General features: G+C 76.9%; 23 protein-coding genes. 10 read left to right on the top strand and 13 right to left on the bottom strand.

The genetic code is table 11. The features are described from left to right. Positions 1-130: 130 nt before the first annotated feature. Positions 131-2,839 carry a valine--tRNA ligase gene (gene valS, locus FS882_RS13975; RefSeq protein ID WP_158373732.1) on the bottom strand — a complete coding sequence of 903 codons (2,709 nt, stop codon included), beginning with the start codon at positions 2,837-2,839 and terminating at the stop codon, positions 131-133. Positions 2,840-2,857: 18 nt separating this feature from the next. On the opposite strand from valS, the gene FS882_RS13970 reads away from it, so the two are divergent. After that, on the top strand, positions 2,858-6,922 hold the full coding sequence (locus FS882_RS13970) for a Pls/PosA family non-ribosomal peptide synthetase (protein WP_158373730.1): 4,065 nt from the start codon (positions 2,858-2,860) through the stop codon (positions 6,920-6,922). Further along, complete coding sequence (locus FS882_RS13965; RefSeq protein ID WP_158373728.1) at positions 6,919-8,271, top strand: M1 family metallopeptidase; 1,353 nt, start codon at positions 6,919-6,921, stop codon at positions 8,269-8,271. Before FS882_RS13970 ends, FS882_RS13965 begins: the two co-directional genes overlap by 4 nt. Positions 8,272-8,368: 97 nt before the next feature. On the opposite strand, the gene FS882_RS13960 is transcribed toward FS882_RS13965, so the two are convergent. Further along, positions 8,369-9,151 carry a 4'-phosphopantetheinyl transferase family protein gene (locus FS882_RS13960; protein WP_158373726.1) on the bottom strand — a complete coding sequence of 261 codons (783 nt, stop codon included), beginning with the start codon at positions 9,149-9,151 and terminating at the stop codon, positions 8,369-8,371. Positions 9,152-9,199: 48 nt separating this feature from the next. Continuing rightward, complete coding sequence (locus FS882_RS13955) at positions 9,200-10,663, bottom strand: MFS transporter (protein ID WP_262348301.1); 1,464 nt, start codon at positions 10,661-10,663, stop codon at positions 9,200-9,202. 189 nt (positions 10,664-10,852) lie between these two features. On the opposite strand from FS882_RS13955, the gene FS882_RS13950 reads away from it, so the two are divergent. Both FS882_RS13950 and FS882_RS13945 read left to right on the top strand, forming a co-directional pair. Then, a complete protein-coding gene (locus tag FS882_RS13950; protein WP_158373724.1) occupies positions 10,853-11,701 on the top strand; it encodes a LysR family transcriptional regulator in 849 nt (282 codons plus the stop codon). Positions 11,702-11,789: 88 nt separating this feature from the next. Next, on the top strand, positions 11,790-12,167 hold the full coding sequence (locus FS882_RS13945; RefSeq protein WP_158373722.1) for a hypothetical protein: 378 nt from the start codon (positions 11,790-11,792) through the stop codon (positions 12,165-12,167). Between the two features lie 10 nt (positions 12,168-12,177). On the opposite strand, the gene FS882_RS13940 is transcribed toward FS882_RS13945, so the two are convergent. Continuing rightward, on the bottom strand, positions 12,178-13,122 hold the full coding sequence (locus tag FS882_RS13940; RefSeq protein WP_158373720.1) for a nucleoside hydrolase: 945 nt from the start codon (positions 13,120-13,122) through the stop codon (positions 12,178-12,180). Between the two features lie 205 nt (positions 13,123-13,327). Between FS882_RS13940 and FS882_RS13935 the strand changes: the two genes are divergently transcribed. Then, positions 13,328-14,299 carry a TIGR03557 family F420-dependent LLM class oxidoreductase gene (locus FS882_RS13935; protein ID WP_158373954.1) on the top strand — a complete coding sequence of 324 codons (972 nt, stop codon included), beginning with the start codon at positions 13,328-13,330 and terminating at the stop codon, positions 14,297-14,299. Positions 14,300-14,343: 44 nt separating this feature from the next. Continuing rightward, positions 14,344-15,132: a coenzyme F420-0:L-glutamate ligase gene (locus FS882_RS13930; protein WP_262348314.1), complete on the top strand. Its 789-nt coding sequence runs from the start codon at positions 14,344-14,346 to the stop codon at positions 15,130-15,132. A gap of 125 nt (positions 15,133-15,257) precedes the next feature. On the opposite strand, the gene FS882_RS13925 is transcribed toward FS882_RS13930, so the two are convergent. Further along, a complete protein-coding gene (locus FS882_RS13925; RefSeq protein ID WP_154730134.1) occupies positions 15,258-15,638 on the bottom strand; it encodes a YbjQ family protein in 381 nt (126 codons plus the stop codon). Positions 15,639-15,799: 161 nt separating this feature from the next. On the opposite strand from FS882_RS13925, the gene FS882_RS13920 reads away from it, so the two are divergent. Next, positions 15,800-16,192 carry a hypothetical protein gene (locus tag FS882_RS13920; RefSeq protein ID WP_158373718.1) on the top strand — a complete coding sequence of 131 codons (393 nt, stop codon included), beginning with the start codon at positions 15,800-15,802 and terminating at the stop codon, positions 16,190-16,192. A gap of 67 nt (positions 16,193-16,259) precedes the next feature. On the opposite strand, the gene FS882_RS13915 is transcribed toward FS882_RS13920, so the two are convergent. Continuing rightward, positions 16,260-16,832 (bottom strand): HhH-GPD-type base excision DNA repair protein, encoded by a 573-nt coding sequence (locus FS882_RS13915; RefSeq protein WP_158373716.1) that lies wholly within the window; start codon positions 16,830-16,832, stop codon positions 16,260-16,262. Positions 16,833-16,948: 116 nt separating this feature from the next. On the opposite strand from FS882_RS13915, the gene FS882_RS13910 reads away from it, so the two are divergent. After that, entirely contained in the window at positions 16,949-17,512 is a 564-nt protein-coding gene (locus FS882_RS13910) for a hypothetical protein (protein WP_158373714.1), read from the top strand. Positions 17,513-17,527: 15 nt separating this feature from the next. Here FS882_RS13910 and FS882_RS13905 read toward each other — a convergent pair whose 3' ends face one another. Beyond that, positions 17,528-17,707, bottom strand: coding sequence for a hypothetical protein (locus tag FS882_RS13905; protein ID WP_158373712.1), 180 nt, complete (start codon positions 17,705-17,707; stop codon positions 17,528-17,530). A 163-nt stretch (positions 17,708-17,870) separates the two neighbouring features. Between FS882_RS13905 and FS882_RS13900 the strand changes: the two genes are divergently transcribed. Together FS882_RS13900 and cofC are read left to right on the top strand one after the other, a co-directional pair. Then, complete coding sequence (locus FS882_RS13900) at positions 17,871-18,236, top strand: iron chaperone (protein WP_158373710.1); 366 nt, start codon at positions 17,871-17,873, stop codon at positions 18,234-18,236. Positions 18,237-18,289: 53 nt separating this feature from the next. Beyond that, positions 18,290-18,973, top strand: a complete 684-nt coding sequence (gene cofC, locus FS882_RS13895; protein WP_158373708.1) for a 2-phospho-L-lactate guanylyltransferase — start codon at positions 18,290-18,292, stop codon at positions 18,971-18,973. 12 nt (positions 18,974-18,985) lie between these two features. Here the strand turns inward: cofC and FS882_RS13890 are convergent, their stop codons facing one another. From FS882_RS13890 to FS882_RS13865, 6 genes are all read right to left on the bottom strand, one after another. Further along, complete coding sequence (locus FS882_RS13890; RefSeq protein WP_158373706.1) at positions 18,986-19,321, bottom strand: hypothetical protein; 336 nt, start codon at positions 19,319-19,321, stop codon at positions 18,986-18,988. A 95-nt stretch (positions 19,322-19,416) separates the two neighbouring features. Next, entirely contained in the window at positions 19,417-20,445 is a 1,029-nt protein-coding gene (gene cofD, locus FS882_RS13885; protein WP_158373704.1) for a 2-phospho-L-lactate transferase, read from the bottom strand. Beyond that, positions 20,442-21,275 carry a putative F420-0 ABC transporter ATP-binding protein gene (locus tag FS882_RS13880; RefSeq protein ID WP_158373702.1) on the bottom strand — a complete coding sequence of 278 codons (834 nt, stop codon included), beginning with the start codon at positions 21,273-21,275 and terminating at the stop codon, positions 20,442-20,444. Before FS882_RS13880 ends, cofD begins: the two co-directional genes overlap by 4 nt. Next, positions 21,266-22,279, bottom strand: coding sequence for a putative F420-0 ABC transporter permease subunit (locus FS882_RS13875; protein WP_316043644.1), 1,014 nt, complete (start codon positions 22,277-22,279; stop codon positions 21,266-21,268). Before FS882_RS13875 ends, FS882_RS13880 begins: the two co-directional genes overlap by 10 nt. A 131-nt stretch (positions 22,280-22,410) precedes the next feature. Beyond that, on the bottom strand, positions 22,411-23,403 hold the full coding sequence (locus FS882_RS13870) for a putative F420-0 ABC transporter substrate-binding protein (RefSeq protein ID WP_158373949.1): 993 nt from the start codon (positions 23,401-23,403) through the stop codon (positions 22,411-22,413). A gap of 715 nt (positions 23,404-24,118) precedes the next feature. Continuing rightward, positions 24,119-25,380, bottom strand: a 1,262-nt coding sequence (locus FS882_RS13865) for a PLP-dependent aminotransferase family protein (RefSeq protein ID WP_158373698.1), incomplete at its 5' end; no start/stop codon positions are given.

Genomic DNA, 25,380 nt, shown 5'->3' with positions numbered 1-25,380 from the left:
CACAACTATACATCGGCGAGGATACGTATGCAGAACCCACCGGGGTGGGACGAGAGTCCCAGGGTGCCACGACGCCGCGAGGGCGCACCCCGGTGTGGGTGCGCCCTCGCGAGCGGGTGCCGGGCGGCGGTCAGGCCGTCGGCTTCTGCTTCGGCTCCGGGGGGAGCAGCTCGGCGTCGCGGGCGACGACCGTCGCGTCCGGGGCGTCCGGCACCTCGACGACGTCGAGGTCCCCGGTGGCCCGGCCCGCGGCGCGGACGTCGCCCAGCGCCACCTGCACGCCCGGCAGCAGCGCCGCCGGCACCTCGAGGCGGGCCCGCAGGATCTCGGTCCGCATCGAGACCTTCGCCTCGGACTTCACCTTGCGCAGCGCGGCGAGCGCGGCGCCGGCGGCGGCGACCACGGCCGGGTCCCCGTCGCCCGCGGCGGCGCGCAGCGGCTCCGCGACCGGCCACGGCGCGCGGTGCACCGAGCCCTCGCGCCACCAGGACCAGACCTCCTCGGTGGCGAACGGCAGCACCGGGGCGAACAGCCGGAGCAGCACGTCGAGCGCCACGTTCAGCGCGGCGCGCGCCGAGGCGGTCTCCGGCGTCACGTCGGAGGCCTCGGCACCGGCGCCGTACGCGCGGTCCTTCACCAGCTCCAGGTAGTCGTCGCAGAACGTCCAGAAGAACGTCTCGGTGAGCTCCAGGGCGCGGGTGTGGTCGTACGCCTCCAGGGCGGCGGTCGCGCGGTCGACCACGTCGGCCAGGCCCGCGAGCATCGCCCGGTCCAGCGGCACGGTGACCAGCGAGGCGTCGAGCGCGGACGCGCCCTGCGCGGCGGGGCCGAACGACAGCGCGAACTTCGACGCGTTGAGCACCTTGATCGCCAGGCGGCGGCCGATCTTCATCTGGCCGACCTCGAACGCCGCGTCGGTGCCCAGGCGGGCCGAGGCCGCCCAGTACCGGACCGCGTCCGAGCCGTGCTCCTCGAGCAGGCCCATCGGCGTGACGACGTTGCCCTTGGACTTCGACATCTTCTTGCGGTCGGGGTCCAGGATCCAGCCGGAGATCGCCGCGTCCTTCCACGGCAGCGAGCCGTGCTCCAGGTGCGAGCGCACGACCGTCGAGAACAGCCAGGTGCGGATGATGTCCTGCCCCTGCGGGCGCAGGTCCATCGGGAACACCCGCTCGAACAGGTCGGGGTCGGACCGCCAGCCGCCCGCGATCTGCGGGGACAGCGACGACGTCGCCCAGGTGTCCATGATGTCGGGGTCGCCGACGAAGCCGCCCGGGACGCCGCGCTGCTCGGCGGTGTAGCCGGCGGGCACGTCGGACGACGGGTCGACCGGCAGCTGGTCCTCGGCCGGCAGGATCGGGTGGTCGTGGTCGACCTCGCCCTCGGCCGACACGGGGTACCAGACCGGGAACGGCACGCCGAAGAACCGCTGGCGGGAGACGAGCCAGTCGCCGTTCAGGCCGCCGACCCAGTTCTCGTACCGCACCCGCATGAAGTCGGGGTGGAAGCCGAGCTCGGTGCCGCGGGCGAGCAGCTGCTCGCGGAGGTCGGCGTCCCGGCCGCCGTTGCGGATGTACCACTGGCGCGAGGTGACGATCTCGAGCGGCTTGTCGCCCTTCTCGAAGAAGTTCGCCTTGCGCTGGGTCGCCTGCGGCTCGCCGTCCAGGTCGCCCGACTCGCGCAGGCCGGCCACGACCGCCTCGCGCGCCGAGAACGTCGTCTTGCCGGCCAGCTCGCCGTACAGCGCGCGGCCGGCCTCGTCCGTGATCCAGTCCGGGGTGTCCCGCACCAGGCGGCCGTCGCGGCCGATCACCGAGCGGGTCGGCAGCTGCAGCTCGCGCCACCACTGCACGTCGGTCAGGTCGCCGAAGGTGCAGCACATCGCGATGCCCGCGCCCTTGTCCGGCTCGGCGGCCGGGTGGGCCAGCACGGGGACCTCGACGCCGAACAGCGGGCTGGTCACCGTCGTGCCGAACAGGTGCTGGTAGCGCTCGTCGTCGGGGTGCGCGATGAGCGCGACCACGGCGGGCAGCAGCTCGGGGCGGGTGGTCTCGATGAACACCGGGTCGGCGCCGTCGCGGTGGAACGCGACCTTGTGGAACGCGCCCGGGTAGTCCCGGGCCTCGAGCTCGGCCTGCGCCACGGCGGTCTGGAACGTCACGTCCCACAGGCCCGGCGCCTCGGCCTGGTACGCCTCGCCGCGGGCGAGGTTGCGCAGGAACGCCTGCTGGGCGACGGCGCGGGCCTCGCCGGAGATCGTCTGGTAGGTGCGCGACCAGTCGACCGACAGGCCGAGCCGGCGCCACAGCGCCTCGAACTGCTGCTCGTCCTCGACGGTCAGCCGCTCGCACAGCTCGACGAAGTTCCGGCGGCTGATCGGCACCTGGTCGGCGGCCTTGACGCTCTTGCCCTCGCCGCCGACGTGCGGGGGCTCGAAGGTCTCGTCGTAGGGGAGCGACGGGTCGCAGCGCACGCCGAAGTAGTTCTGCACGCGGCGCTCGGTGGGCAGGCCGTTGTCGTCCCAGCCCATCGGGTAGAACACCTCGGCGCCGCGCATCCGGCGGTACCGGGCGACGACGTCGGTGTGCGTGTACGAGAACACGTGGCCCACGTGCAGCGAGCCGGAGACGGTGGGCGGCGGGGTGTCGATGGAGTACACCTGCTCGCGGGTCTTCGACCGGTCGAACGCGTACGTGCCCTGCTCGGTCCACGCGCCGTCCCAGCGGTCCTCGACGCCGTCGAGCGACACCCGGTCCGGTACCTCGCGCACCGCGCGTACGGCCGCGGCGGCGGTCGTCGGGGGTGCGGCGGGCGTGGCGGCGGGGGACAGGTCGGTCATGGGCACACATCTTCCCAGATGTCGGGGGTTCTCCCGACGCGGCGGCCGGTGACCGGGACGCGAACGCCGGGCGACGCCCCGGTGAACGGTCGCGGGCCGGCGCGGCGGCGGCGCGGACCGTGTGTCACAGTGCCCGTCGGCCGCCCGGGACGTGGCGCGGCCGACGGGCGGGAGGAACACGTGGGCGAACCGGACGGGCTGCTGCGGTCGGGGCTGGCGCCTGCGCCGCGGACCCTGGCGGACGTGCTGGCGGCGACGGTCGCGGCGCACGGCGACGCCCCGGCGATCGACGACGGCACGACCGTGCTGACGTACGCCGAGCTCGACGCGGTGGTGCGGGCCGCCGCGGCGGCGCTGGCGGCCGAGGGCATCGGGCCGGGCTCGCGGGTCGGCGTGCGGGTGCCGTCCGGCATCGCCGAGCTGTACACGGCGATCCTGGCGGTGCTCGCCGCGGGCGCCGCCTACGTGCCGGTGGACGTCGACGACCCGGACGAGCGCGCGCGGACCGTGTTCGCCGAGGCGGCGGTCGACCGGGTGCTGGCCGAGGGCGACCTGCCGGCGCTGGTCGCGGCCGGGCGGCGGCGCGGGGCGGCCGCTGCTGCGGCGGTGCGCGGCCCGGGGCTCGGCGACGACGCCTGGATCATCTTCACCTCCGGGTCCACGGGCGCGCCCAAGGGCGTGGCCGTGACGCACCGGTCCGCGGCGGCGTTCGTCGACGCCGAGGCCCGGCTGTTCCTCGCCGGCGCGCCGCTCGGCCCCGGCGACCGGGTGCTCGCGGGACTGTCGGTGGCGTTCGACGCGAGCTGCGAGGAGATGTGGCTCGCGTGGGCGCACGGCGCCTGCCTGGTGCCCGCGCCCCGCGCGCTGGTCCGCACCGGGATGGACCTCGGGCCGTGGCTGGTCGCGCAGCAGATCACCGTCATCTCGACGGTGCCGACCCTCGCCGGGCTGTGGCGCTCCGAGGAGCTGGCCGGCGTGCGGCTGCTGATCTTCGGCGGCGAGGCGTGCCCGCCCGAGCTCGCGGCGCGGCTGGTCACCCCGGACCGGGAGGTGTGGAACACCTACGGGCCGACCGAGGCGACCGTCGTGGCGTGCGCGGCCAGGATGACCGGCGAGGGTCCGGTCCGGATCGGGCTGGCGCTCGACGGCTGGGACCTCGCGGTCGTCGGCGAGGACGGCACGCCGGTCGCGGAGGGCGAGACCGGCGAGCTGATCATCGGCGGCGTCGGCCTGGCGCGGTACCTGGACCCGGCCAAGGACGCCCAGAAGTACGCCCCCGCGCCCGGGCTCGGCTGGGACCGCGCCTACCGCAGCGGCGACGTGGTCCGGCTGGACCGCGCGGGGCTGCTGTTCGTCGGGCGCGCGGACGACCAGGTCAAGATCGGCGGCCGGCGGATCGAGCTGGGCGAGGTCGAGGCGGCGCTGGGCGGGCTGCCGGGCGTCGCCGGCGCGGCCGTCGCGGTGCGTCGCACGCCCGCGGGGACGGCGGTGCTGGCCGGGTACCTGGTGCCGGCCGAGGGGACGACGCTCGACCTCGCGGACGCCCGGACCCGGCTGCGCGCGGTGCTCCCGGCGGCGCTGGTGCCGCTGCTCGGGGTCGTCGACGCGCTGCCGACCCGCGGGTCGGGCAAGGTCGACCGCGACGCGCTCCCGTGGCCGCTGCCCGGGGCCGCGCCCGCGGGTGCCGCGGGCGGCGGGGACGCGGGCGCCGGACCAGCCGCGGGGCTCACGCCCACCGCGGCCTGGGTCGCCGAGCGCTGGACCGCCGCGCTGGGCGCGCCCGTGGCCGGCCCGGACGACGACTTCTTCGACGCCGGCGGCGGCAGCCTGGTCGCGGCGCAGCTCGTGTCCGCGCTGCGCGAGCGGTTCGGCACCGTGACCGTCGCCGACGTGTACGAGTACCCGCGGCTGGCCGACCTGGCCCGGCGGCTGGACGAGCTCGAGCCCGCGGCGCCGGTCGCCGAGCGGGTCGTCGTGCCCACGCCGCGGCGCGCGCAGGCGGTCCAGACGCTCCTCGGCGTACCGCTCGCGGCGCTGGTCGGGCTCCGCTGGCTGACCTGGCTGCTCGCGGCCGAGCAGCTGCTCGCGGTCACCGGCCTGGTGCCGTGGCTGACGCCGGTGCCGGCCTCGTGGTGGTGGCTCGCGCTGGGCTGGGTGCTGCTGATCAGCCCGCTCGGCCGGATGGGGTCCACGGTCCTGGTCGCGCGCACCCTGCTCCGCGGGCTGCGGCCGGGCCGGTACCCGCGCGGCGGGTCCGTGCACCTGCGGCTGTGGTTCGCCGAGAGCTGGGCCGCGGCGGCGGGCGCGGAGAACCTGTCCTGCGCGCCGTGGACCGCGGTGTACGCCCGCGCGCTCGGCGCGAAGGTCGGCGCCGACGTGGACCTGCACACCGCGCCACCGGTCACCGGCCTGCTGACCCTCGGCGACCGGTGCGCCGTCGAGCCCGAGGTCGACCTGCGCGGCCACTGGCTGGACGGCGACGTGCTGCACGTCGGGCGGGTGCGGATCGACAAGCGCGCCACCGTCGGCACCCGGAGCACCCTCGCCCCGGGCGTCCGGATCGGGCAGGGCGCGCAGGTCGCCGCCGGCTCCGCGGTGCTGTCCGGCGTCGCGCCGGGCGAGCTGTGGGCGGGCTCCCCGGCGGCGTTCGTCGGTCCGGCCGCCGAGTCGTGGCCCGCCGGCCGGGCGCCGCGGGGACGCCGGTGGGTGGCCGTGTACGGGGCCACCGCCGCGGCGCTGGCCGCGCTGCCGGTCGTCGCGGCCGTCGTCGGGCTCCTCGTGGTGGCCGCGGACCTGCGGGACGCCGGGACGTGGGGCGGGGCGTGGGACGACGCGCTGCGGGCCGTCCCGCTCGCGGCGCTGGCGTCGTTCGCGGTGCTCGCGGCGGTGACGCTCGCGGGCGTCCGGGTGCTCGGGATCGGCGTCGCGGAGGGGTACCACCCGGTGCGCAGCCGGGTCGGCTGGCAGGTGTGGGCCACCCAGCGGCTCATGGACGACGCGCGCAGCACGCTCTACCCGCTGTACGCCAGCACGCTGACGCCGCTGTGGCTGCGCGCGCTCGGGGCGCGGGTCGGCCGGGACGTCGAGGCGTCGACCGTGCTGATGCTCCCGTCGCTCACCTCGGTCGGCGCCGGGTCGTTCCTCGCGGACGACACGCTGATCGGCTCCTACGAGCTCGGCCGCGGCTGGCTGCGCGTCGAGCGGGCGAAGGTCGGGAAGTACGCCTTCCTCGGCAACTCCGGGATGATCGCGCCCGGGCGCGCGGTGCCGAAGCGGGGGCTGGTCGCGGTGCTGTCCGGCGCGCCCGAGCGGGCCAAGCCGGGCACGTCCTGGCTCGGCTCCCCGCCCGAGCCGCTGCGCCGCACCCCGGGCGACGCGGACACCTCCCGCACGTTCGACCCGCCGACGCGGCTGCGCGTCGCCCGGGCGCTGGTCGAGGCCTGCCGGCTGCTCGCGGTCGTGGTGGCGTTCGGGGTCGGCGTCGCGGTGCTGCTGGTCCTCGGCGAGGTCGCGCACGCGCGCGGCCTGGGCGCGGCGGCGCTGCTGTCCCCGGTGGTGGTCGTGGGCGCCGCGGCGCTCGCCTGCGCCGTGGCCGTCGTCGCCAAGTGGGCGCTGGTCGGCCGGATCCGCGCGGGGGAGCACCCGCTGTGGAGCGGGTTCATCTGGCGCAACGAGCTCGCCGACGCCTTCCTCGAGGTGGTCGCCGTCCCGTGGCTCGGGCCGGCGACGGTCGGCTCGCCGGCCATGACCCTGTGGCTCCGGGCGCTCGGCTCCCGCATCGGGCGCGGGGCGTGGTGCGAGACGTACTGGCTGCCCGAGGCCGACCTCGTGACCCTCGGCGACGGGGCGACGGTGAACCGCGGGTGCGTGCTCCAGACGCATCTGTTCCATGATCGGGTGATGAGCATCGACACCGTCCGCCTGGACGACGGCGCCAGCGTGGGCCCGCACGGCGTGGTCCTGCCCGCCGCGGCCCTCGGCGCGGGGGCCTCCGTGGGCCCCGCCTCGCTCGTGCTGCGCGGCGAGACCATCCCGGCGGGCAGCCGCTGGACCGGCAACCCCGTCGCGCCGGTGACGGCGTGACGGGCGGCCCGGGCGCACCGGCGTCGACGGGGCCCGCAGAGGTCGCGGCCGGCGTCGACCCGTACCTGCCGGACCGCGGCCCGGGTGGGCTGCGCGTCGCGCGGTACGACCTCGACCTGGACTACCGGGTCGCGACCAACCGGCTCGACGCGCGCGCCGTCGTGCACGCGACCGCCGCGGCCGACCTGGACCGGCTGTCGCTCGACCTGGTCGGCCTGCAGGTGTCGAGGGTGCTGGTGGACGGCCGGCGGCCCGCCCGGTTCGCGGTGCGCGACGGGCGGCTCGAGGTGCGGCTGGCCCGGCCGGTCGCGGCGGGTGCACCGATCACCGTCGAGGTGCACTACGGCGGCAGCCCCGGCCCGCGCCGCGGACCGTGGGGCGAGGTGGGCTGGGAGGAGCTGACCGACGGCGTCATCGTGGCCGGGCAGCCCGACGGTGCCCCGTCCTGGTTCCCGTGCGACGACCGGCCCTGCGCCAAGGCCGCGTTCCGGATCGCCGTCACCACCGAGGTCGGCTACGAGGTGGTGTGCAACGGCGCGCTCGTCTCCCGCCGCCAGCGGTCCAGCCGGGTGCGCTGGGAGTTCGAGCAGCGCGAGCCCACCGCGCCCTACCTGGCGACCGTGCAGGTCGGCCGGTACGAGCGGGCGGCCCTGGCGACCGGGCCGGTGCCGCAGGACGTCGTCGCCCCGGCGCGGCTGCGGGCCGCGCGCTCCCACGACTTCGCGCGCCAGCCCGCGATGATGGAGCTGTTCGTCGACCGGTTCGGGCCCTACCCGTTCGACCGGTACGACGTGGTGGTCACCGACGACCCGCTGGAGATCCCGCTCGAGGCGCACGGCCTCTCCGTGTTCGGCGCCAACCATGTCGACGGCCACCGCGGCACCGAGCGCCTGGTCGCCCACGAGCTCGCGCACCAGTGGTTCGGCAACAGCCTCACCGCGGCGACCTGGCGGGACATCTGGTTGCACGAGGGGTTCGCCGCCTACGCGGAGTGGCTCTGGGAGGAGCACGCCGGCGGGCGGTCCGCGGACGCGCAGGCCCGGACCGTGCACCAGCGGCTCGCGGGCCTGCCGCAGGACCTGGTCATCGGCGACCCCGGCCCCGACCTCATGTTCGACGACCGGCTCTACAAGCGCGGTGCCCTCACCCTGCACGCGCTGCGGACCGACCTGGGCGACGCGGCGTTCTTCGACGTGCTCCGCGCGTGGACGGCGCGCCACCGGCACGGCACGGTGACGACCGCGGCGCTCGCGGCGTGCATCGCGGACGTGGCGGGGACGGACGCGGGCCCGGTGCTGGCGGCGTGGGTCGCCGCGGCACCGCTCCCGCCGCTCCCGCGCCGGCGCTGACGCGCCCCCGGCCGCCGAGGTCGAGCGTTCGCCCGCGGCGCGCCCGCTGAACCGCTCGACCTCGGCGGAGACGCTCGACCTCGGCGGCGGGCGCCCGTCAGGGGAGGGGGAGGGTGCGGTCGTCGACCGCCGGGGGCGCGCTCGGCGGCAGCAGCGCGGCGAGCGCGGCGACGTGGTCGGCACCGACGTCGAGGTCCGTGAGCCACCAGCGGGTGCCGGGCGCGGGCGCGAGGCCCGCGACGGCGGCCGGGTCCACGACCCGCACCTCCGGCCGCCCGGCCGCGTCGGACACCCGCAGCGACCGCGGGTCGACCGCGAGCCCCGTCCCCGCGGCCTTGAGCACCGCCTCGGTGCGCGCCCACGTGCGCAGCAGCCCGTGCGGCCCGGCCGCGGGCGGCTCCCCGGGCGCGAGCACGACGCGCGCGAGATCCTCACCGGTGCGAGCCCACCCGGCGCCCGGCGTGGCGGGTTCGACGTGGGGTCGCGGGTGCTCCGGGCCCGGGCGCGCGCGTGCGACGCCCGCGCTCGTCGGTTCGAGGTCGACCCCGACGGGCCCGACGTCGGTCAGCGCCACGACCACCACGTCGCGCCCGCGGCTCAGCGACAGGTGCGGCACCGGCCCCCCGTCCACGCGATCCGCGATCGGGACGCCGTGCGCCGCCGACCCGCAGCGGGGGCAGCGCCGCCGCACCCGCACGGCGTCCGGCTCCACCCCGCACGCCTCCGCGACGGCGAGGCGCGCGAGCAGCAGCACCGACGCGACGGCGTCGCGATCACCGGGCGTGGCGCGGTCGAGCCGCTCGCGCTCGCGCAGGGCGAGCAGCGGGAGCAGCGCCGAAGCGGTGACGACGCCGGCGCGGCGCACGCGGATGGAGGACACGCCCCCATCCTTCCGCGGCGGGGGCGCGAGTTCGCCGGCTGCGAGGCGTCAGGCGGCGACGGGCTCCGCGGCCGCGTCCGCGGGGGAGCGGTGGGTGAAGCGGTGGAACGTCGCCCGGGTGCCGCCGTCGCTGCGGCGGGCGAGCGCCAGGCCGACCACGACGGCGCCGAGCAGCGGGCCGACGCCGCACGCGACCATGCCGGCCCGCGCGCCGAGGTGCTCGCACACCCAGCCGATCAGCGTCCCGGACACCGCCTGCGCGCCGAGCAGCACCAGCACGTAGAGCGCCATCACCCGGCCGCGGACGTGCGGGGCGACGGTCGTCTGCACGAGCGTGTTCGACCCGGTGAGGTAGAGCAGCGTGACGACGCCCATCGCGATCAGCACCGTGATGAACACCGGGCGGGACGGCGCGGCGGCGGCGAGCAGCTGGAGCAGGCCGATCGCCCCGGCGAGCAGCACCAGGTGCGTGATCCGGCTGCCGCGGCGGCGGGTGGACAGCAGCGCGCCGGTGAGCGCGCCGACCGCGAGCATCGAGGTGAGCAGCGCGTAGCCGCCGGCGTCGGTGCGGAACACCTGGTCGGTGTAGGCGGCGAGGACGGTCGCCATGTTGACGCCGGTGACGGCGACGAACCCGACGAGCACCACGGACCACAGGATCCGGGGGCTGCGCCGCACGTACGCCAGGCCCTCGCGGAGCTGCCCCTTGGCGCGGGCCACCACCGGCGTCGCGGTGAGCTCGGCGGCCCGCATGACCGCCAGCAGCGCGACCGCCGCGAGGCAGGCCACCGCGTTCAGCAGGAACGTCCAGCCCTCGCCGACCGCGCTGATCAGGCCGCCGGCGACCGCGGGGCCGACCAGGCCGCCGAGCTGGAACACCGCGGAGTTCACGCTGATCGCCTGGCGGAGGTGCTCCGGCCCGGCGACCTCGTGCACGAACGCCTGCCTCGCGGGGTTGTCGAACACGGTCGCGAGACCGCTGACGAACGCCGCGACCAGCACGTGCCAGGCCTGGACGTGCCCGCTGATGGCGAGCACGCCGATCGTCAGGGTCGAGAGCCCGAAGATCGACTGGGTGACCATGAGGACGCGCCGGCGCGGGAACCGGTCGGCGACGACGCCGCCGACCAGGCCGAGCAGCAGCATCGGGACGAACTGCAGCGTGACCGTGAGGCCCACGAGGGCGGCGGAGCCGGTGAGGCTGAGCACGAGCCAGTCCTGGGCGACGCGGGCGGCCCAGCCGCTCGTGTTCGTCAGCACCTGGGAGAAGACGTAGAGCCGGAAGTTCCGCACGCCGAGCGCGGCGAGCGTCGCGTTCCGCGGCTTCGGCGCGGCGGGCGCCGGGGCGGCCTGCGACGCGGCAGCGGCGTCGGCGGGGGTGTCGGTCACCGGCGCCGGGCGCCGGTGCAGCGCGAGGCGGGGGCCGTGCAGCGTGCGGCGCAGGCGGCTCGTGGCGGTGGCGGGGCGGTTCGTGCGGGTCGGGGACGGGGCGTGGCGGCGAGCCGAGGGCACAGGTGTTCCTTGCTGAGCGATGCGTGTGGTGTGGGTGCGGAACGGGTCCGGACGAGTCGTGTCCCTCTAGGCTACGGCGCCCGACGCGATTTCTTGAGGTGATGGCGGCAATCACTGTGATGATGTTCTGTAATGATCGTGTGGTGGTGCCGCAGGTCAGCGGCCCGCCGTCCGAGCCGGAGGATCGCCGTGTTTGACCCCGACCAGCTGCGCACTTTCCTCGCCGTTTCCGAGACGTTGAACTTCACGCGCGCGGCGGCCCGGCTCTCCCTCTCGCAGCCCACGGTCAGCCAGCACGTGCGCAAGCTCGAGGACGCGGCCGGGCGCCGGCTGCTCGATCGCGACACCCGCGGCGTGGCGCTCACCGACGACGGGCAGGCGATGGCGACGTTCGCCCGGACGATCCTCGCCGCGCACGACGAGGCGACCCGGTACTTCACCGGCTCGGCGATGCACGGGCGCCTGCGGTTCGGCGCGGCCGACGACCTGGCGCTCGCGCAGCTGCCGCGGGTGCTGCGCGACTTCCGCCGGCTGCACCCGCGGATCAACCTGGAGCTGACGGTCGCGCAGAGCGGCGCGCTGCACCGGCGCCTGCGGGCGGGGCAGCTCGACCTGGTCTACATCAAGGAGGCGACCGGCCAGGCGGAGGGGCAGCTGGTCCGCCGCGACCGGCTCGTCTGGGTGGCGGTCCCCGGCACCGCGGTGGACGCCGAGGCGCCGGTCCCGCTCATCACCTACCAGGGCGCGTCGCTCACCCGGCAGGCCGCGGTGCGGGCGCTCACGGAGGCGGGGCGGCCGTGGCGCACCACCTGCAAGGTGATCGAGGTGAACGGCGTGCTCGCGGCGCTGCGGGCGGGCCTGGGGATCGCGGTGCTGCCGCAGAGCCTGCTGCCCGAGGACCTGGTGCAGCTGCCGGCCGCCGCGCTCGGGCTGCCGGACCTGGGGGACGTCGACATCACGCTCGTCGCCAACCCGCAGTCGCCGCGCGAGCCGATCGAGGCGCTGACCTCGGCGATCCTGGGCCAGGCGCCGCGCTGAGCCGCCGGGGCGCCGACGGCGGGGCTGCGCTACGGTCACGCCCGGCCCGGCGGCACCGCACGGGCCGGATGACGACGAGAGGACCCCCGTGGCCAGCGCCGACTACTTCCTGTCCGGCCACCCGGACGCCGCCCGCGCCGCGCTCGCCGAGGCGCTCGTCGAGCACGGCTTCACGGTGACGCCGCGGCCGGACGGCTCGTGGGAGGTCGCCCGGGGCAGCGTGGCCGCCACCGCGATGCTCGGCGTGCTCGCGGGCCGGAAGAACCAGCGGCTCGTCTACGACGTCCGGTTCTTCGACCACCAGGGCACCCCCGTGGCGCGGTTCGGCCGGGACTCGGGCGCCGGCGCCATGGGCGGCGTGTGGGGTGTCCAGCGGTCGGAGAACGTGTTCGCGGAGGTGAGCGAGGCCGTCGCCGCGCGGCTGCACGCACGGGGCCACCTGGCGCACCTGTTCCGCGGCGCGTGAGCCCGGCGGACTAGCCCGGCTCGCCGATGCGCTCCAGCGCGTCGACCACCAGGTCCCAGAACCGCTCGCGGTCCAGCTCCAGCGCGATCGCCGTCGGGCAGCCCTCGGGCGCGGGACCGCGCAGGTCGACCACCGTCATCCCCGTCGTGAGCTCGCCGGCGAGCTCCACGTCGACCGGCGCCCGCCGCACCGTCATGACCGACGGGTCGATGACGTAGGCGACCGCGCACGGGTCGTGCACCGGCGGGGCGTCGAACCCCATCGTGTCCCGGTACGACGCGGTGAAGAACGCGAGCAGCTCCTCGACGAACCGGGCGGGCGCGGTGCCGACGTCGGCGATCCGGCGCACGACGTCCGGGGTGGCGAGCGCCTGGTGCGTCAGGTCGAGCCCGACGACGACGACGTCCCACCCGGCGCGCAGCACGACCCGCGCGGCCTCGGGGTCCTCCCGGATGTTGAACTCGGCCACCGGCGACCAGTTCCCCGTCCGGTAGGCGCCACCCATGAGCACGACCTGCCGCACCCGGTCGACGATGCGGGGCTCCCGCAGCACGGCCAGCGCGATGTTGGTGAGCGGCCCGGTCGGCACGAGCGTCACCGTGCCCGGCTCCCGGCTCATCACCGTCTCGACGATCAGGTCCACCGCGTGCCGCGGGTCGAGCGCCTGCGCGGGCTCGGGCAGCACCGGACCGTCGAGGCCCGACTCGCCGTGGATGCTCGGGGCGTGGTCCCGGGCCCGGACGATCGGGCGGTCGGCGCCCGCGGCGACCGGGACGCCCGCGAGCCCGGCGACCCGGGCGACGGCGAGCGCGTTGCGGGTGACCTTGTCGAGGTCCTGGTTGCCGGCGACGGTGGTGACGGCCAGCAGCTCGACGTCCGGGCTGCCGTGCGCCAGCAGCAGGGCCACCGCGTCGTCGTGGCCGGGGTCGCAGTCGAGGATGATCGGGCGGGGCATCGGTGCTCCTCACGTCGGCCGGGGGAGCGTCGCAGCGCTCGGCGGCGCGGGTCAAGGGGCCGCGCGTCGCCCGGACGGAATGTCCCGGTAACACCCGCTCGTTAGGCTCGACGGTGGGGCGCGCGTCCGCGCGGCCCGGGCACGAGGGAGAGCGTTCGTGGCACAGGGTGTGGTGGCCGAGGGCCTGCAGGTCGGGTACGCGGCGATGCTGGAGCAGTTCCATCCGACCGAGGCGGTCGAGCTGTCCGCCTACGCGGAGTCCCAGGGGTTCCTCGGCACGATGGCGGCCGACCACTACCAGCCGTGGGTCCCGCAGCAGGGGCAGTCGGCGTTCGTGTGGAACGTGCTGGCCGCCCTCGGCGAGCGGACCACCGGCGACATGGGCCCGGGCGTGACCGCGCCGACCTTCCGCTGGCACCCGGCGATGGTCGCGCAGGCGTCGGCGACGCTCGCCGCGATGTACCCCGGGCGGCACTGGCTGGGGCTCGGCTCCGGCGAGGCGCTGAACGAGCACATCACCGCGCAGTACTGGCCCGAGGCGCCCGAGCGGATCAACCGCATGTTCGAGGCGATCGACATCATCAAGAAGCTGTTCTCGGCGTCGCTCGCGGGCAAGGACGTCAAGCACGCCGGCCAGTTCTACAAGCTCGAGTCGACCCGGCTGTGGACCATGCCGGAGGTCGCCCCGGAGATCCTGGTCGCCACGGCCGGCCCCGTCACCGCGAAGCGGGCCGGGAAGCACGCCGACGGACTCATCACCGTCGGCGCCCCCCTGGAGAAGATCAGCGGCCTGTTCGGCAAGTTCGACGAGGGCGTGCGCGAGTCCGGCCGCAACCCGGACGACCTGCCGAAGGTGCTCCAGCTGCACCTGTCCTGGGCGGACACCGACGAGCAGGCGCTCGAGAACGCCATGGTCGAGTGGCCCAACGGCGGAATGAAGTTCCCCAAGGGTGACATCCGGTCGCCGTTCGACTTCGCGCAGATGGCCAAGCTCGTGCGCCCCGAGGACTTCGAGGGCCGCATGGTCATCTCGGCCGACCCCGACGTGCACCGCGCCGAGATCCAGAAGTACGTCGACCTCGGCTTCGACCGGGTCTACCTGCACAACGTCGGCCGGAACCAGCGCGAGTGGATCGACGTGTTCGGCCGGGACGTGCTGCCGAAGCTGGTGCGCTGACGGTGACCGACGCCGAGGCCGGCCCGGTCTCCGCCGCCGCCGACCTGCTGACCGCCTGGGGCGTCCCCGGCATCGGCGAGGTGCGCCCCGGCGACGACCTGGCCGCCCTGCTCGGCGACGCCCTCGCGGCGGACGCGTCGGCCCGGCCGGCGACGGCGCTCGCGGACGGCGACGTGCTCGTCGTGACGAGCAAGATCGTGTCCAAGGCCGAGGGCCGCGTCGTCCAGGCGGAGGACCGCGAGGCGGCGATCACCGCCGAGACGGTCCGCGTCGTCGCGACCCGGGAGCACCCGGGCGGGGTCACGCGGATCGTCGAGAACCGCCTCGGCCTGGTCATGGCCGCCGCCGGGGTCGACGCGTCCAACACCGACGAGGGCACGGTCCTGCTGCTGCCCGTCGACCCCGACGCCACGGCCCGGGCGCTGCGCGCGGCGCTGGACGAGCGGTTCGGGGTGACGATCGGGGTCCTGATCAGCGACACCGCCGGGCGTCCCTGGCGTCAGGGGCAGACCGACATCGCGATCGGCGCGGCCGGGGTGCAGGTGCTGGACGACCTGCGTGGCTCGACCGACACCCACGGCCGCCCGCTGCAGGTCAGCATGGCGGCCGTCGCCGACGAGATCGCCGCCGCCGCCGAGCTGGTCAAGGGCAAGGCGACCGGGCGGCCCGTCGCGGTGGTGCGCGGCCTGGCGCACGTGGTGACGCCCGACGACGGCCCGGGCGCGCGGGTGCTCGTGCGCACGGGGCCGGACGACATGTTCGCCGAGGGCACCGCGGAGGCGTACGCGCGCGGGTGGAAGGACGCGGCGGGGGCCGGCGGCGCGACGCGCTGACGCGCGACGCGCGCAGCGGCGCCGGGTACCCCGCGCGCTGTGCCGAGCGCGGTGGTCCCAGCCGAGCGCGGCGGCTCGAGCCACCGCGCTCGGCGCCTGCCACCGCGCTCGGCGGCGCCGTCCCGTCAGCGCCCCGGCTGCTGCGCCGCGATCTGCGCGGACTGACCCGTCGCGCCCGGCTCGCCGCCGGGGATCGGCTCCGCGATCACGGCGGTGCCGTAGGCGCACACCTCGCTGAACTGCCCGATCGAGTCGGTGTCGAACCGCATCGCGACGATCGCGTTGGCCCCGCGCTGGGCGGCCTCCTCGGTCATCCGGCGCATCACCTCGTGCCGGGACTCGTACATGATCTTGGTGTACTCGGGGATCTCGCCGCCGCCGATCGAGCGGAAGCCCGCCGTGAAGTTGGCCCCGATGTTCGTCGAGCGCACCGTCAGGCCCATGACCTCGCCGAGCACCGCCTGGATGCGGTAGCCGGGGATCTCGTTGCTGGTCACCACGATCATGCGGCGATCGTGCCAGCCCGGCGCCCCCGGCGACGACCCGGACGCGCCGGGTCACCCGTGCGCCGGGTCCGCCGCCACCCGCACGAGCGCGGCTACCATCGCGGGGCCGGGCCCGCGGGCGCGGTACCGACGGCGGGGGCGCGACGAGAGGGAGGCCCGGGTTGGGCACGTCCGAGAAGTTCCAGTACGGCGGCGGCGCGTGGGGCGGCGACCTCGCCGCCACCCCCAGCCTGGCGGTCGAGGTCCTCGACAGCGACATCGCGGTGATCGACTACCGGCCGGCGCCCGAGGGTCTGGGCCGGTTCTACCTCGGGTTCCAGCCGCGCGACCTGTACGACGACCCGGCGGAGAGCGAGCCCGTCGACATCGAGGGGGAGGCAGAGGCCTTCGCCACGTGGGCCGAGTCGGTGGGCGCGCTCGACGTGCAGCCGAACGAGGTCCGGCGGCTCATGGCGGTCGAGGGCGTGGAGCCCGAGGACACCTTCGTCGAGGAGACGGTGGTCCGGCTGCTGCGGCTCGTCGGGCTGTCGGTGCCGAAGGGACTCGCGGGCTGAGCGGTCGTCCGGGGACGATGCGTCTCGCCGCGGCCTGGCGGCGCCTGGTCGGCCGGCGGCGGGGGAGTCAGGCCTTCGCGGCCCGCGCCGCAGCCTTCGCGGCCTGCTTGGTCTCCCGGACCCGCTTGAGCGACTCCGGGTCGCGCACGTCGGCGATCGACCGCGGCACGTCGTCGGCGTACGCCCCGGCCGCCTCCTGCCACCCCGCCGGGGTCACCCCGCGCTGCTTCGCCAGCAGCGCCAGGAAGATGCGCGCCTTCTGGTCGCCGAACCCGGGCAGCGCCTTCAGCCGCTTCAGCACGGTGGCGCCGTCGGGGTCGCCCTCGGTCCAGATCCGGGTGACGTCGCCGTCGTGCTCGTCGGCGACCGCGCGGGCGACGGCCTGGATGCGCCCCGCCATCGAGCCCGGGAACCGGTGCACCGCCGGCGGTGTCGCGCACAGCGCCGCGAACTCCCCGGGGTCGGCCTCGGCGATCCGGCGGACGTCGAACCCGCCCATGCGCGTGGCGATCTTGGCCGGTCCCGCGAACGCCGACTCCATCGTGACCTGCTGGTCCAGGAGCATCCCGACCAGGAGCGCGAACGGGTCGGAGTCGAGCAGTCGGTCCGCGTCGGCGTCGCCGGTCAGCCAGAGGGTCATCGCGCCATTGTGCCCGAGCGCCGCGCGCCGCGGATCTCACCCGCTGCGGGTGCCACGCGGCCGTTGACGGGGCCCCGGGGCGGGCGGACCGTGGAGGGGCACGAGGGGGTACCGCCATGCGTCGCCGGCTGCTCGTCTGGTTGTCCGTCCTGTCCCTGCTGCTCGGGGGGAGCGTGCTCGTGGCCCCCGCGGCCGCGGCGCACCCGTACTGCGGGCAGGTCTGGGGGTCGCTCGCGAAGGGCGTCCCGGGGATGTCCGCGGGGCAGCTCACGGACGTCCGCGCGGGGCGGCACGCCTGCTACGACCGGCTCGTGCTGGACGTCGACCGACCGCTGACGGCCTGGTCGGTGCAGTACGTCTCCCAGGTCACCGCGGACGGCTCCGGGGCCGTGGTCCCGGTCCGGGGCGGTGCGCGGCTCGAGGTCGTCGCGCGCGTGAACGTCCTGCCGACCGACGCGTTCTTCGTCGGGGTGGGCAGCGACCTGGTCAGCACCGCGGGCTACCAGACGTTCCGGCAGGTGGCCTGGGCCGGCAGCTTCGAGGGCGTGTCGACCGTCGGCCTGGGTGTGCGGGCGCGGCTGCCGTTCCGGGCGTTCGTGCTGGCCGGGCCGGGAGCCGGGTCGCGGCTGGTCGTGGACGTCGGGCACCAGTGGTGCGCCCCGGGGCACGTGGACTGCTGACGCGCGGCGTGCGGGTCAGGGCGCCGGGTCGCCGGTCAGGTCGGCCGCCGCGGGCCACCGCAGGTCCGGGCAGTCGGCCGCGGTGGCGCAGAACCGCGCGGGCTCGTGCGCGCCCCAGCCGAGCGGGACGGCGACGATGCCGGTGAGGCAGCCCACCAGGGTGAGCACGGACATGACGCGCTGACGCACGCTCACCACCCCGCTTCCTGCCCGGCCCCGCGACATCCTGTCCCCCCACCCATCGGCGGCGGACGGCACGGGTGGAGCGCGCATCCGGGTGATCGCGAGGGGCTGACCGGGTGGACGCCGCCTGCCAGGATCGGGTGCGCAGGGCCCGCGCGGAAGAGGGGGAGCACCCATGGCCGAGGTCACGGAGTACGTCGCGTCGCTGGCCGACCCGGAGCGGACGGTGGTCGGCGGGCTGCTGGCCCGCGCGCGGGCGCTGGTCCCGGGTGCCGAGGAGGGCACGAGCTACGGCATGGCGGCGTACCGCTACCGGGGCCGGCCCCTCGTGGCCGTCTCGGTCGGGCCGCGCGGGTGCACGGCGTACCCGTTCAGCGCGGACGTGGTCGCGGCGGTCCTGGCGACGCTCGACGGCGTCGACGCGACGAAGGGCGGCATCCGGTTCACCGCCGACCGGCCGCTTCCGCCCGAGGCGTTCGACGCGCTCGTCCTCGGGCGGCGCGCCGAGATCGACGCCGCCCTGGACCGGACGCGGGGCTGACCGGCCCCGGACGCGGGCGGCGCGCTCCGGGGCGCCCCGCGTAGGGTGCGTCCGTGCTGCTCGGTCGGTGGGTCCTGGTCGTCCCGGTGAAGGACGCGCGGCGCGGCAAGACCCGCCTGGCCGACGTGCTGGAGCCGCGGGCGCGCGCTGCCCTCGTGCGGGCGATGGCCCTCGACACGGTCGAGGCGGTGCTGGCGAGCCCGCGGGTGGCCCGGGTGGTCGTCGTGACCGCCGACGCCGAGGTCACCGCGGCCGCGGCGGCGCTGCCGCGGGTGCGGGTGCTTCCCGAGCCGGCGCCCGGGCCCGAGGACGCGGCGGGCGGGTGGGCGTCGCTCGACCGGGCGGTGTCCGCAGGGGTCGCCGCGGCACGCGGGGAGGCGCCGACCGCGCACGTCGGCGTGCTGCTCGGGGACCTGCCGGGGCTCGACCCCCACGAGCTCGACGCGGCGCTCGCGGCCGCCGAGGAGCACCCGCTCGCGGTCCTGCCCGACGCCGACGGCACCGGCACGACGCTGCTCACCGCGCGGGCGGGTGCGGCGCTCCGGCCGGCGTTCGGCGGCGGGTCGGCGGCGGCGCACCGCGCTCTCGGGCACGCCGAGATCGCGCTGCCGGCGGACGCGACGCTGCGGCACGACGTGGACGTGCCGGCGGACCTGGCGGCGCTCGTCGCTCGGAAGGTCGGCGGGCGGACGGGGACGCTGCTGCGGCGGCTGGGGCCGCTGGAGTCGCCGGGCTGAGAAACGCGGGCGTCAGTCGTCCGGCCCGAGCACCGTGACCGGCGAGTACCCCGCCCGGTCGGCCAGGCACGCGACGACCCGCTGCGCGTCGTCGCGGGTCGCGCCCTCCACCAGCTGCACGGTCACGGCCGCCGGCGGCCAGACGGCGGGGGTGATCGCCGAGAGCACCGCCGGGTCGTCCCAGCACGCCCCCGCGTCGCCGGTGACGTCCGGGCCCGCGACGACGGTCCACGGCCCCGGCTCCCCGACGACCGGGATCCGGGGGAGGCCGTCGGCGAACAGCAGCGCCAGCGCCGCGAGCCCGGTCGCCGTCACCGCGGCGCGCACTGCCGCCCGTCGCCGTCGCATGCCGCCTCCCCGGGACGTGGGTGCTGTCGCGTCGACGGTAGCGGGGCGCGTGCTCGCGCGGGGCGGATCGGCGCGCACCGCGCGCGCCGGGCGCGTCACAGACCGACGAGCGCCAGCGCCTCCGCCGCGATCCGCGCCGTCGCCGGCACGTCCGTCATCAGCGTCGGCGCGGCCGCGGCCCGCCAGCCGTCGGCCGTCAGCTTCTCCGCCGCATCGGCGTCGACGGTGTCGACCAGCCACGCGTCGAGCACCCCCGCGTCCGCGCCTGCCCGCGTGGCGTCGTCCCGGCGGCCGTAGAACCGGGCGACCGCCTCGGCCGTCGCCTCGACCCCGATCGTCGCCAGGCACTCGGCGGCCATGCCGCGGACGGGTGCGCCGCCGACGATCGGGGAGACGCCCACCACCGGCGCCGCGGTCGAGGCGAGCGCCGCGCGGACGCCCGGCACGGCCAGGATCGTCGACACCGACACGACCGGGTTCGACGGCGGGACGACCACCACGTCGGCCGACGCCAGCGCGTCCAGCACGCCGGGCGCGGCCTGCGCGGAGTCGAGCCCGACCTGGACGAACCGGAGCGCCGGGAGCGCGGCGCGGTGCCGGACCCACCACTCCTCGAAGTGGATCGTCCGCTCCGCGCCGGAGCCCTCCTGGTCGGCCACGACGACGTGCGTCTCGACGGGCTCGTCAGCCATCGGCAGCAGCCGCACGCCCTGCTCGGCGAGCCCCCACCGGCGGCTCAGCAGGTGGGTCGCCTCGGACAGCGTGCGGCCCTCGCGGAGCCACTGGGTCCGCGCGAGGTGGGTCGCGAGGTCGAGGTCGCCGAGGGTGAACCAGTCCCAGCCGACGCCGTAGGCCGCGAGGTCGGCGCTGACCCGGCTGGTCTCCTCGCGGCGGCCCCAGCCCTGCTCCTCGTGCACGGCGCCGCCGAGCGTGTACATCAACGTGTCGAGGTCCGGGCACACCCGGACGCCGTGCAGCCACATGTCGTCGCCGGTGTTGGCGATCACGGTGACCTCCGCGGTCGTGCCGCCCCGGCCGTCGGGCAGCCGGTCGCGCAGCAGGGCGAGCAGGCCGCGGGTGAACCGGGCGCCGCCGACGCCGCCGGACAGGACGGTGATCCTCATCGTGCTCCTTCGGGGACCGGCTCGGGCCGGGGGGTGCGGGGGTCGGCGTCGGCCGGGGTCGCGGTCCCGGGCACCGGGTCGCCGAACGCGATCACCGGCCGCCCCGTCCGCGGGTGGGTCAGCACGGCGCACTCGACGCCGTACACCTCGCGCACGAGGTCGGCGGTCAGCACGTCGCGCGGGTCGCCGGCCGCCACCAGCCGCCCGTCCGCCAGCACGAGCACGTGCGCGCAGTAGGCGGCGGCGAGGTTGAGGTCGTGCAGCGCGGCGACGGTCGTGCGGCCCAGGTCCCGGACGAACGCGAGCAGCGACAGCTGGGCGCTGACGTCGAGGTGGTTCGTGGGCTCGTCGAGCAGCAGCAGGTCGGGCTCCTGGGCGAGCGCCCGGGCGATGTGCACCCGCTGCCGCTCGCCCCCGGACAGCGCGGACCACGCCCGGTCGGCCAGGTGCGCGGCGTCGGCGGCGGCCAGCGCGCGGTCGACGGCGGCCTCGTCGGCGTCGGTGCCCCACAGCGTCCGGTACGGGATCCGGCCGAGCGCGACGACCTCGCGGACGGTCAGCGGGACGGTCGAGGACGACTCCTGCTCCAGCAGGGCGACCCGGCGGGCGCGCTCGCGGCGCGGCACGGTGTGCACGGGGACGTCGTCGAGCAGCACGGCGCCGGCCTCGGGGTCGAGCAGCCCCGCGATGAGCCGCAGCAGGGTGGTCTTGCCGGCGCCGTTCGGTCCCAGCAGGCCGGTCAGCGCGCCGGGTGGCGGGGTGGCGTCCACGCCGTCGACGACCCACCGGCCGCCGAGCCGGGTGCCGACGCCCGCGATGCTCAGGTCCACGCCGACCCCCTCCCGCGGCGCAGGAGCACCGCGAACACCGGCACGCCGATCAGCGCCGTGACGATGCCGACCGGCAGCTCCCGCGGGTCGAACAGCGTCCGGGCCCCCGTGTCGGCCCAGACCAGGAAGATCGCGCCGACGACGGCGGCGACCGGCAGCAGCCGCCGGTGCGCGGGCCCGGTGAGCGCGGACACCGCGTGGGGGAGCACCAGGCCGACGAACCCGATCGACCCGCTCACCGCCACCATCGCCCCGGTCAGCAGCGCGACCAGCGTCATCAGCACCCAGCGGGTCCGGTCGACGTGGATGCCGAGCGCGGCGGCGGCGGTGTCGCCGAACGCGAACGCGTCCAGCCGCACCGCGGAGGCGACGAGCACCGTGCCCACGAGGACGAGCGCCCCGGCCGCGATCGCCACGCTCTGCCAGGTCGACCCCGCCAGCGAGCCGAGCAGCCAGTTGAGGATCTCCCGGTAGGAGTCGCCGGTGGCCGACCAGAAGATGACGAACGACGTCCCCGCGGCGGCCAGCTGCGACACGGCGAGGCCGGCCAGCACCGCCCGGCCGGGGGTGAGCACGCCGCCGACCCGGGCCAGGCTCAGCGTCGCGACCAGCGCGGCGAGCGCCCCGGCGAACGCCGCGACCGGCAGCAGCAGGCCCACCCCGACGACGAGCACCGCCACCGCCCCGAGGGACGCGCCCGACGACAGCCCCAGCAGGTACGGGTCGGCGAGCGGGTTGCGGGTCAGGCTCTGCATCACCGCGCCCGCGAGGGCCAGCCCCGCGCCGACCGCCGCGCCCGTGAGCACCCGCGGCAGCCGCAGCTCCCAGACGATCGCGTCGGTCAGCACCGGCACCCCGCCGTCCGCGCCCGCCGCGGGGCCGAGCCCGAGGTGGCCGGCGATGCTCCGCGCCACGTCGGCGACCGCGATGTCCGCCGGCCCGATCGTCACGCACACCAGCACGGTGGCGACCAGCAGCACGAGCCCCAGGAGCAGGGTCGGCACCAGCGGAGGTCGCCACGGGGGCCGGGCGCCGGGCGTCGCACGCGCGTCGAGTGGACGATCCTGACCGACACGCCGTCGGCGTGTCGGGCGGAACCGTCCGCCAGGGGGCGCGGTCGTCGTCATGGGCGCGGTCAGCCCTCCAGGTCCGCGAGCTGCTCGGACAGGCTCACCACGGCGTCCGCGTTCCGGACGCCCGCCTCGGCCGCGGGGAACGGCACGGTCAGGTACCGGTGCTCCTGGACGGCGGTGAGCCGGCTCGTGGCCGGGTTGCCCTCGAGCATCGCGATCTTGCTCTCGGCGGTGTTCCAGGTGGCGTCGACCAGCACGATGACGTCCGGGTCGGCCGCGACGACCTGCTCCCAGCCGGCCGACGTCCAGGTGTCGTGCACGTCCGCGAAGATGTTGGTCAGCCCGGCGGCGTCCATCATCATCTGCGGCGCCCCGATGCCCGCGCCGACGTACGGGGTGTCCGTGCCCGACGAGTACCAGAGCGCGGTGGTCTCCTCGGCCGGGGGCTCGACGGCGTCGAGCGCGGCCTGCTGGCCCGCGATCAGGTCCTCCGCGCGGTCCTCGACGCCGAACACCGAGGCGATCTCGCGGATCTCGTCGAACAGGCCGTCGAAGGTCAGCGGGTCCGGCATGTACCCGTCCTCCTTGCACGCGGCGGGGGAGACGTAGGTGCCGATGCCGAGGCCCTGCAGCGCGGAGCGCTCGCCGGCGCCGTCGTCGGAGAAGTTCGACTCCCAGCCGGCGTAGACGAAGTCGGGCTGGACCTCGAGCAGCGCCTCCTGGCCGGGGACCTTGTCCGACAGCACGGGGACCGCGTCGTAGGCGGCGGCGTACTCCTCGGGGACGGGGCCGTCGGCGAACGCCGTGCCGACCAGGCGGTCCTCCAGGCCGAGCGCGAGCAGCATCTCGATCGAGGTCGACTTGATCGCCACGACCCGCTCCGGCGGGCTGTCGACGGTGACCTCGGTGCCGCAGTTGTCGAGGGTGACCGGCGCGAACGCGCCCGTCGACGCGCTGCTCGCGGAGGCGGTGCCGTCGGCCGCGGGGGCGCCCGCGGAGCCGCCGGCGCACGCCGCGAGCGCGGCCAGGGCGAGGGCGGCGGGCGCGGCGAGCAGCGCGCGGGAGGTGCGGGAGCGCGCACCGGTGCCGGGGCGGTCCCCGGTCCGGCGGTCGGGGGTGCTGCGGGTGCGGCGGGTGCTGTGCAAGGGCGGGCTCCTGACGGGTGCGGCGACGGCGCGGGCGACCGGGGCCGCGGCGACGTCGTCGAGCGGGCCGGGCGCCACGACGGACGCACGGTCCGACGGTGGACGCTGGGGGAGACGGACCCGTGGGGGACGCGCGGGGCGTCCGCCGCTGCGGGCCGGGGAGGGTGCACGTCGCGCCCGGTGGCCGCGCCGCCCATGCGCGGGCGGCGACACCCAGGCCACATCCGGCCTGGTCCGCGACCACCCTACGCCCGCCGCCACCCCCGCCGCGCGCCGCCCCCGCCGCGCGCCGCCCCCGCCGCGCGCCGCCCGCCCGCGCTCCGCCCTCGCCGCTCCGCTCGCCGAGTCTCCACTTCCGGCCTTCGCGGCGGCACCGCCCCAGAGTCCGCATCTGGAGAGTCGGCGACAGCACCCCGCTGAGATGGCGACGTTCGGCTGTGCGGCGGCGCCGCGGCCCAGGCGAGAGTTGCCATCTCGGCGAGGGAGCGCGGCGAGGGGGCGCGGCGCGGAGCGTGGCGAGGGGGCGGAGCGGGGGGGGTGGCGCGCGCGGCGCGGAGCGCGGCGAGGGGGCGGAGCGGGGGAGCGGCGCGCGCGAGGCGCGGCGGCGCCGGGGTGGGACGGGGCGCTACGCGCCTGCCGCGAGGGCCAGGGCCGTCGCCACGCGGGTGACCTCGTCCGGGCCGCCCGCCAGGGCGCCGACGGTGACGCGGACGTGACCCGACCCGCCCTGCTCGACGTCGGCCGCCGCGCCGGGCCCGGTCGTGGCGCGGAAGGGGGCGCCCGGCGCCACCCGGATGCCCGCCGCGGCCAGCCGGACCAGCGCCGTCGCCTCGTCGGCCACCGGCACCCACAGGTTGATCCCGTCGCCGGGCCGGACCTCGACCCCGTGCGCCGCGAGCGCCGTGGTCAGCGCCCGCTGCCGGGCGTAGTACGTCCGGCGGGCCTGGGCGACGGCCGCCAGCGCGTCGCCGTCGTCGAGCAGGTCGGCCAGCACGTGCTGCAGCAGGCGACTGGTCCAACCCGGCCCGAGCATCCGGCGCGCGACGACCCGGTCCAGCACGGCCGCCGGGCCGCCGACGGCGGCGATCCGCAGGTCCGGACCGTGCGACTTCGAGTACGAGCGCACGTGCACGACGCGGTCGGGCAGGTGGCTGCCGAGCGACACGTCGGCGGACGACGCGATCTCGCCGGAGTGATCGTCTTCGACGATCGTCAGCCCCGCGCCGGGCGTCGCCGCCAGGTGCTTCCGGACGACCGCCGCCAGCTCCCGCGCCCGGGTCGAGGTCATCGACACACCCGTCGGGTTGTGCGCGCGCGGTTGCAGGACCACCACCTCCGCGCCGGTGCGCAGCGCCGCCGCCAGCGCGTCCGGGCGCAGGCCCTGCCGGTCCAGCGGGACCGGCACGCGCTCCAGGCCGAGCTGGTCGCACAGGTCGAAGATCGGCGGGAACGACGGGTCCTCGACGACGACCCGGTCGCCGAACCCCGCGAGCTGCTCCAGCGTCCGGCTCATGGCGTCGACCGCCCCGTCGACGACCGTGACCCGCTGCGGCGTGAACGGCCAGGACGCGCGGAGCAGGCGCTCCAGCGGCTCGACGACGGGTGCGCCCAGGTAGGACCCGGTGCCCGCGGCGGGGGTGGCCGCGGCGACCCGGGCCAGGGCGCGCCCGAGCGGGGGGAGCAGCGCGGGGTCGGGGGTGCCGGCGGACAGGTCGAGCGGCGGGCCGGCGCGGTGGGTCGGCGCGAGGGGCGCGGCCGGCCGTGCCCACGACGCGCCGGGAGCGTCCGGGGCGGGCCGCTGCGTCCCGGCGGGTGCCGGCGCGGGCGTGCCGACGCCGCCGCCCCCGACCCCGACCCCGCCGCCCCCCACCCCGCCCCCCCCGCCCC

The organism is Cellulosimicrobium cellulans, from assembly GCF_007679345.1.
Lineage (GTDB): Bacteria > Actinomycetota > Actinomycetes > Actinomycetales > Cellulomonadaceae > Cellulomonas > Cellulomonas cellulans_A.
Note: the sequence above shows the minus strand (reverse complement) of the source record. Positions and strands in the feature narration are given on the sequence as shown.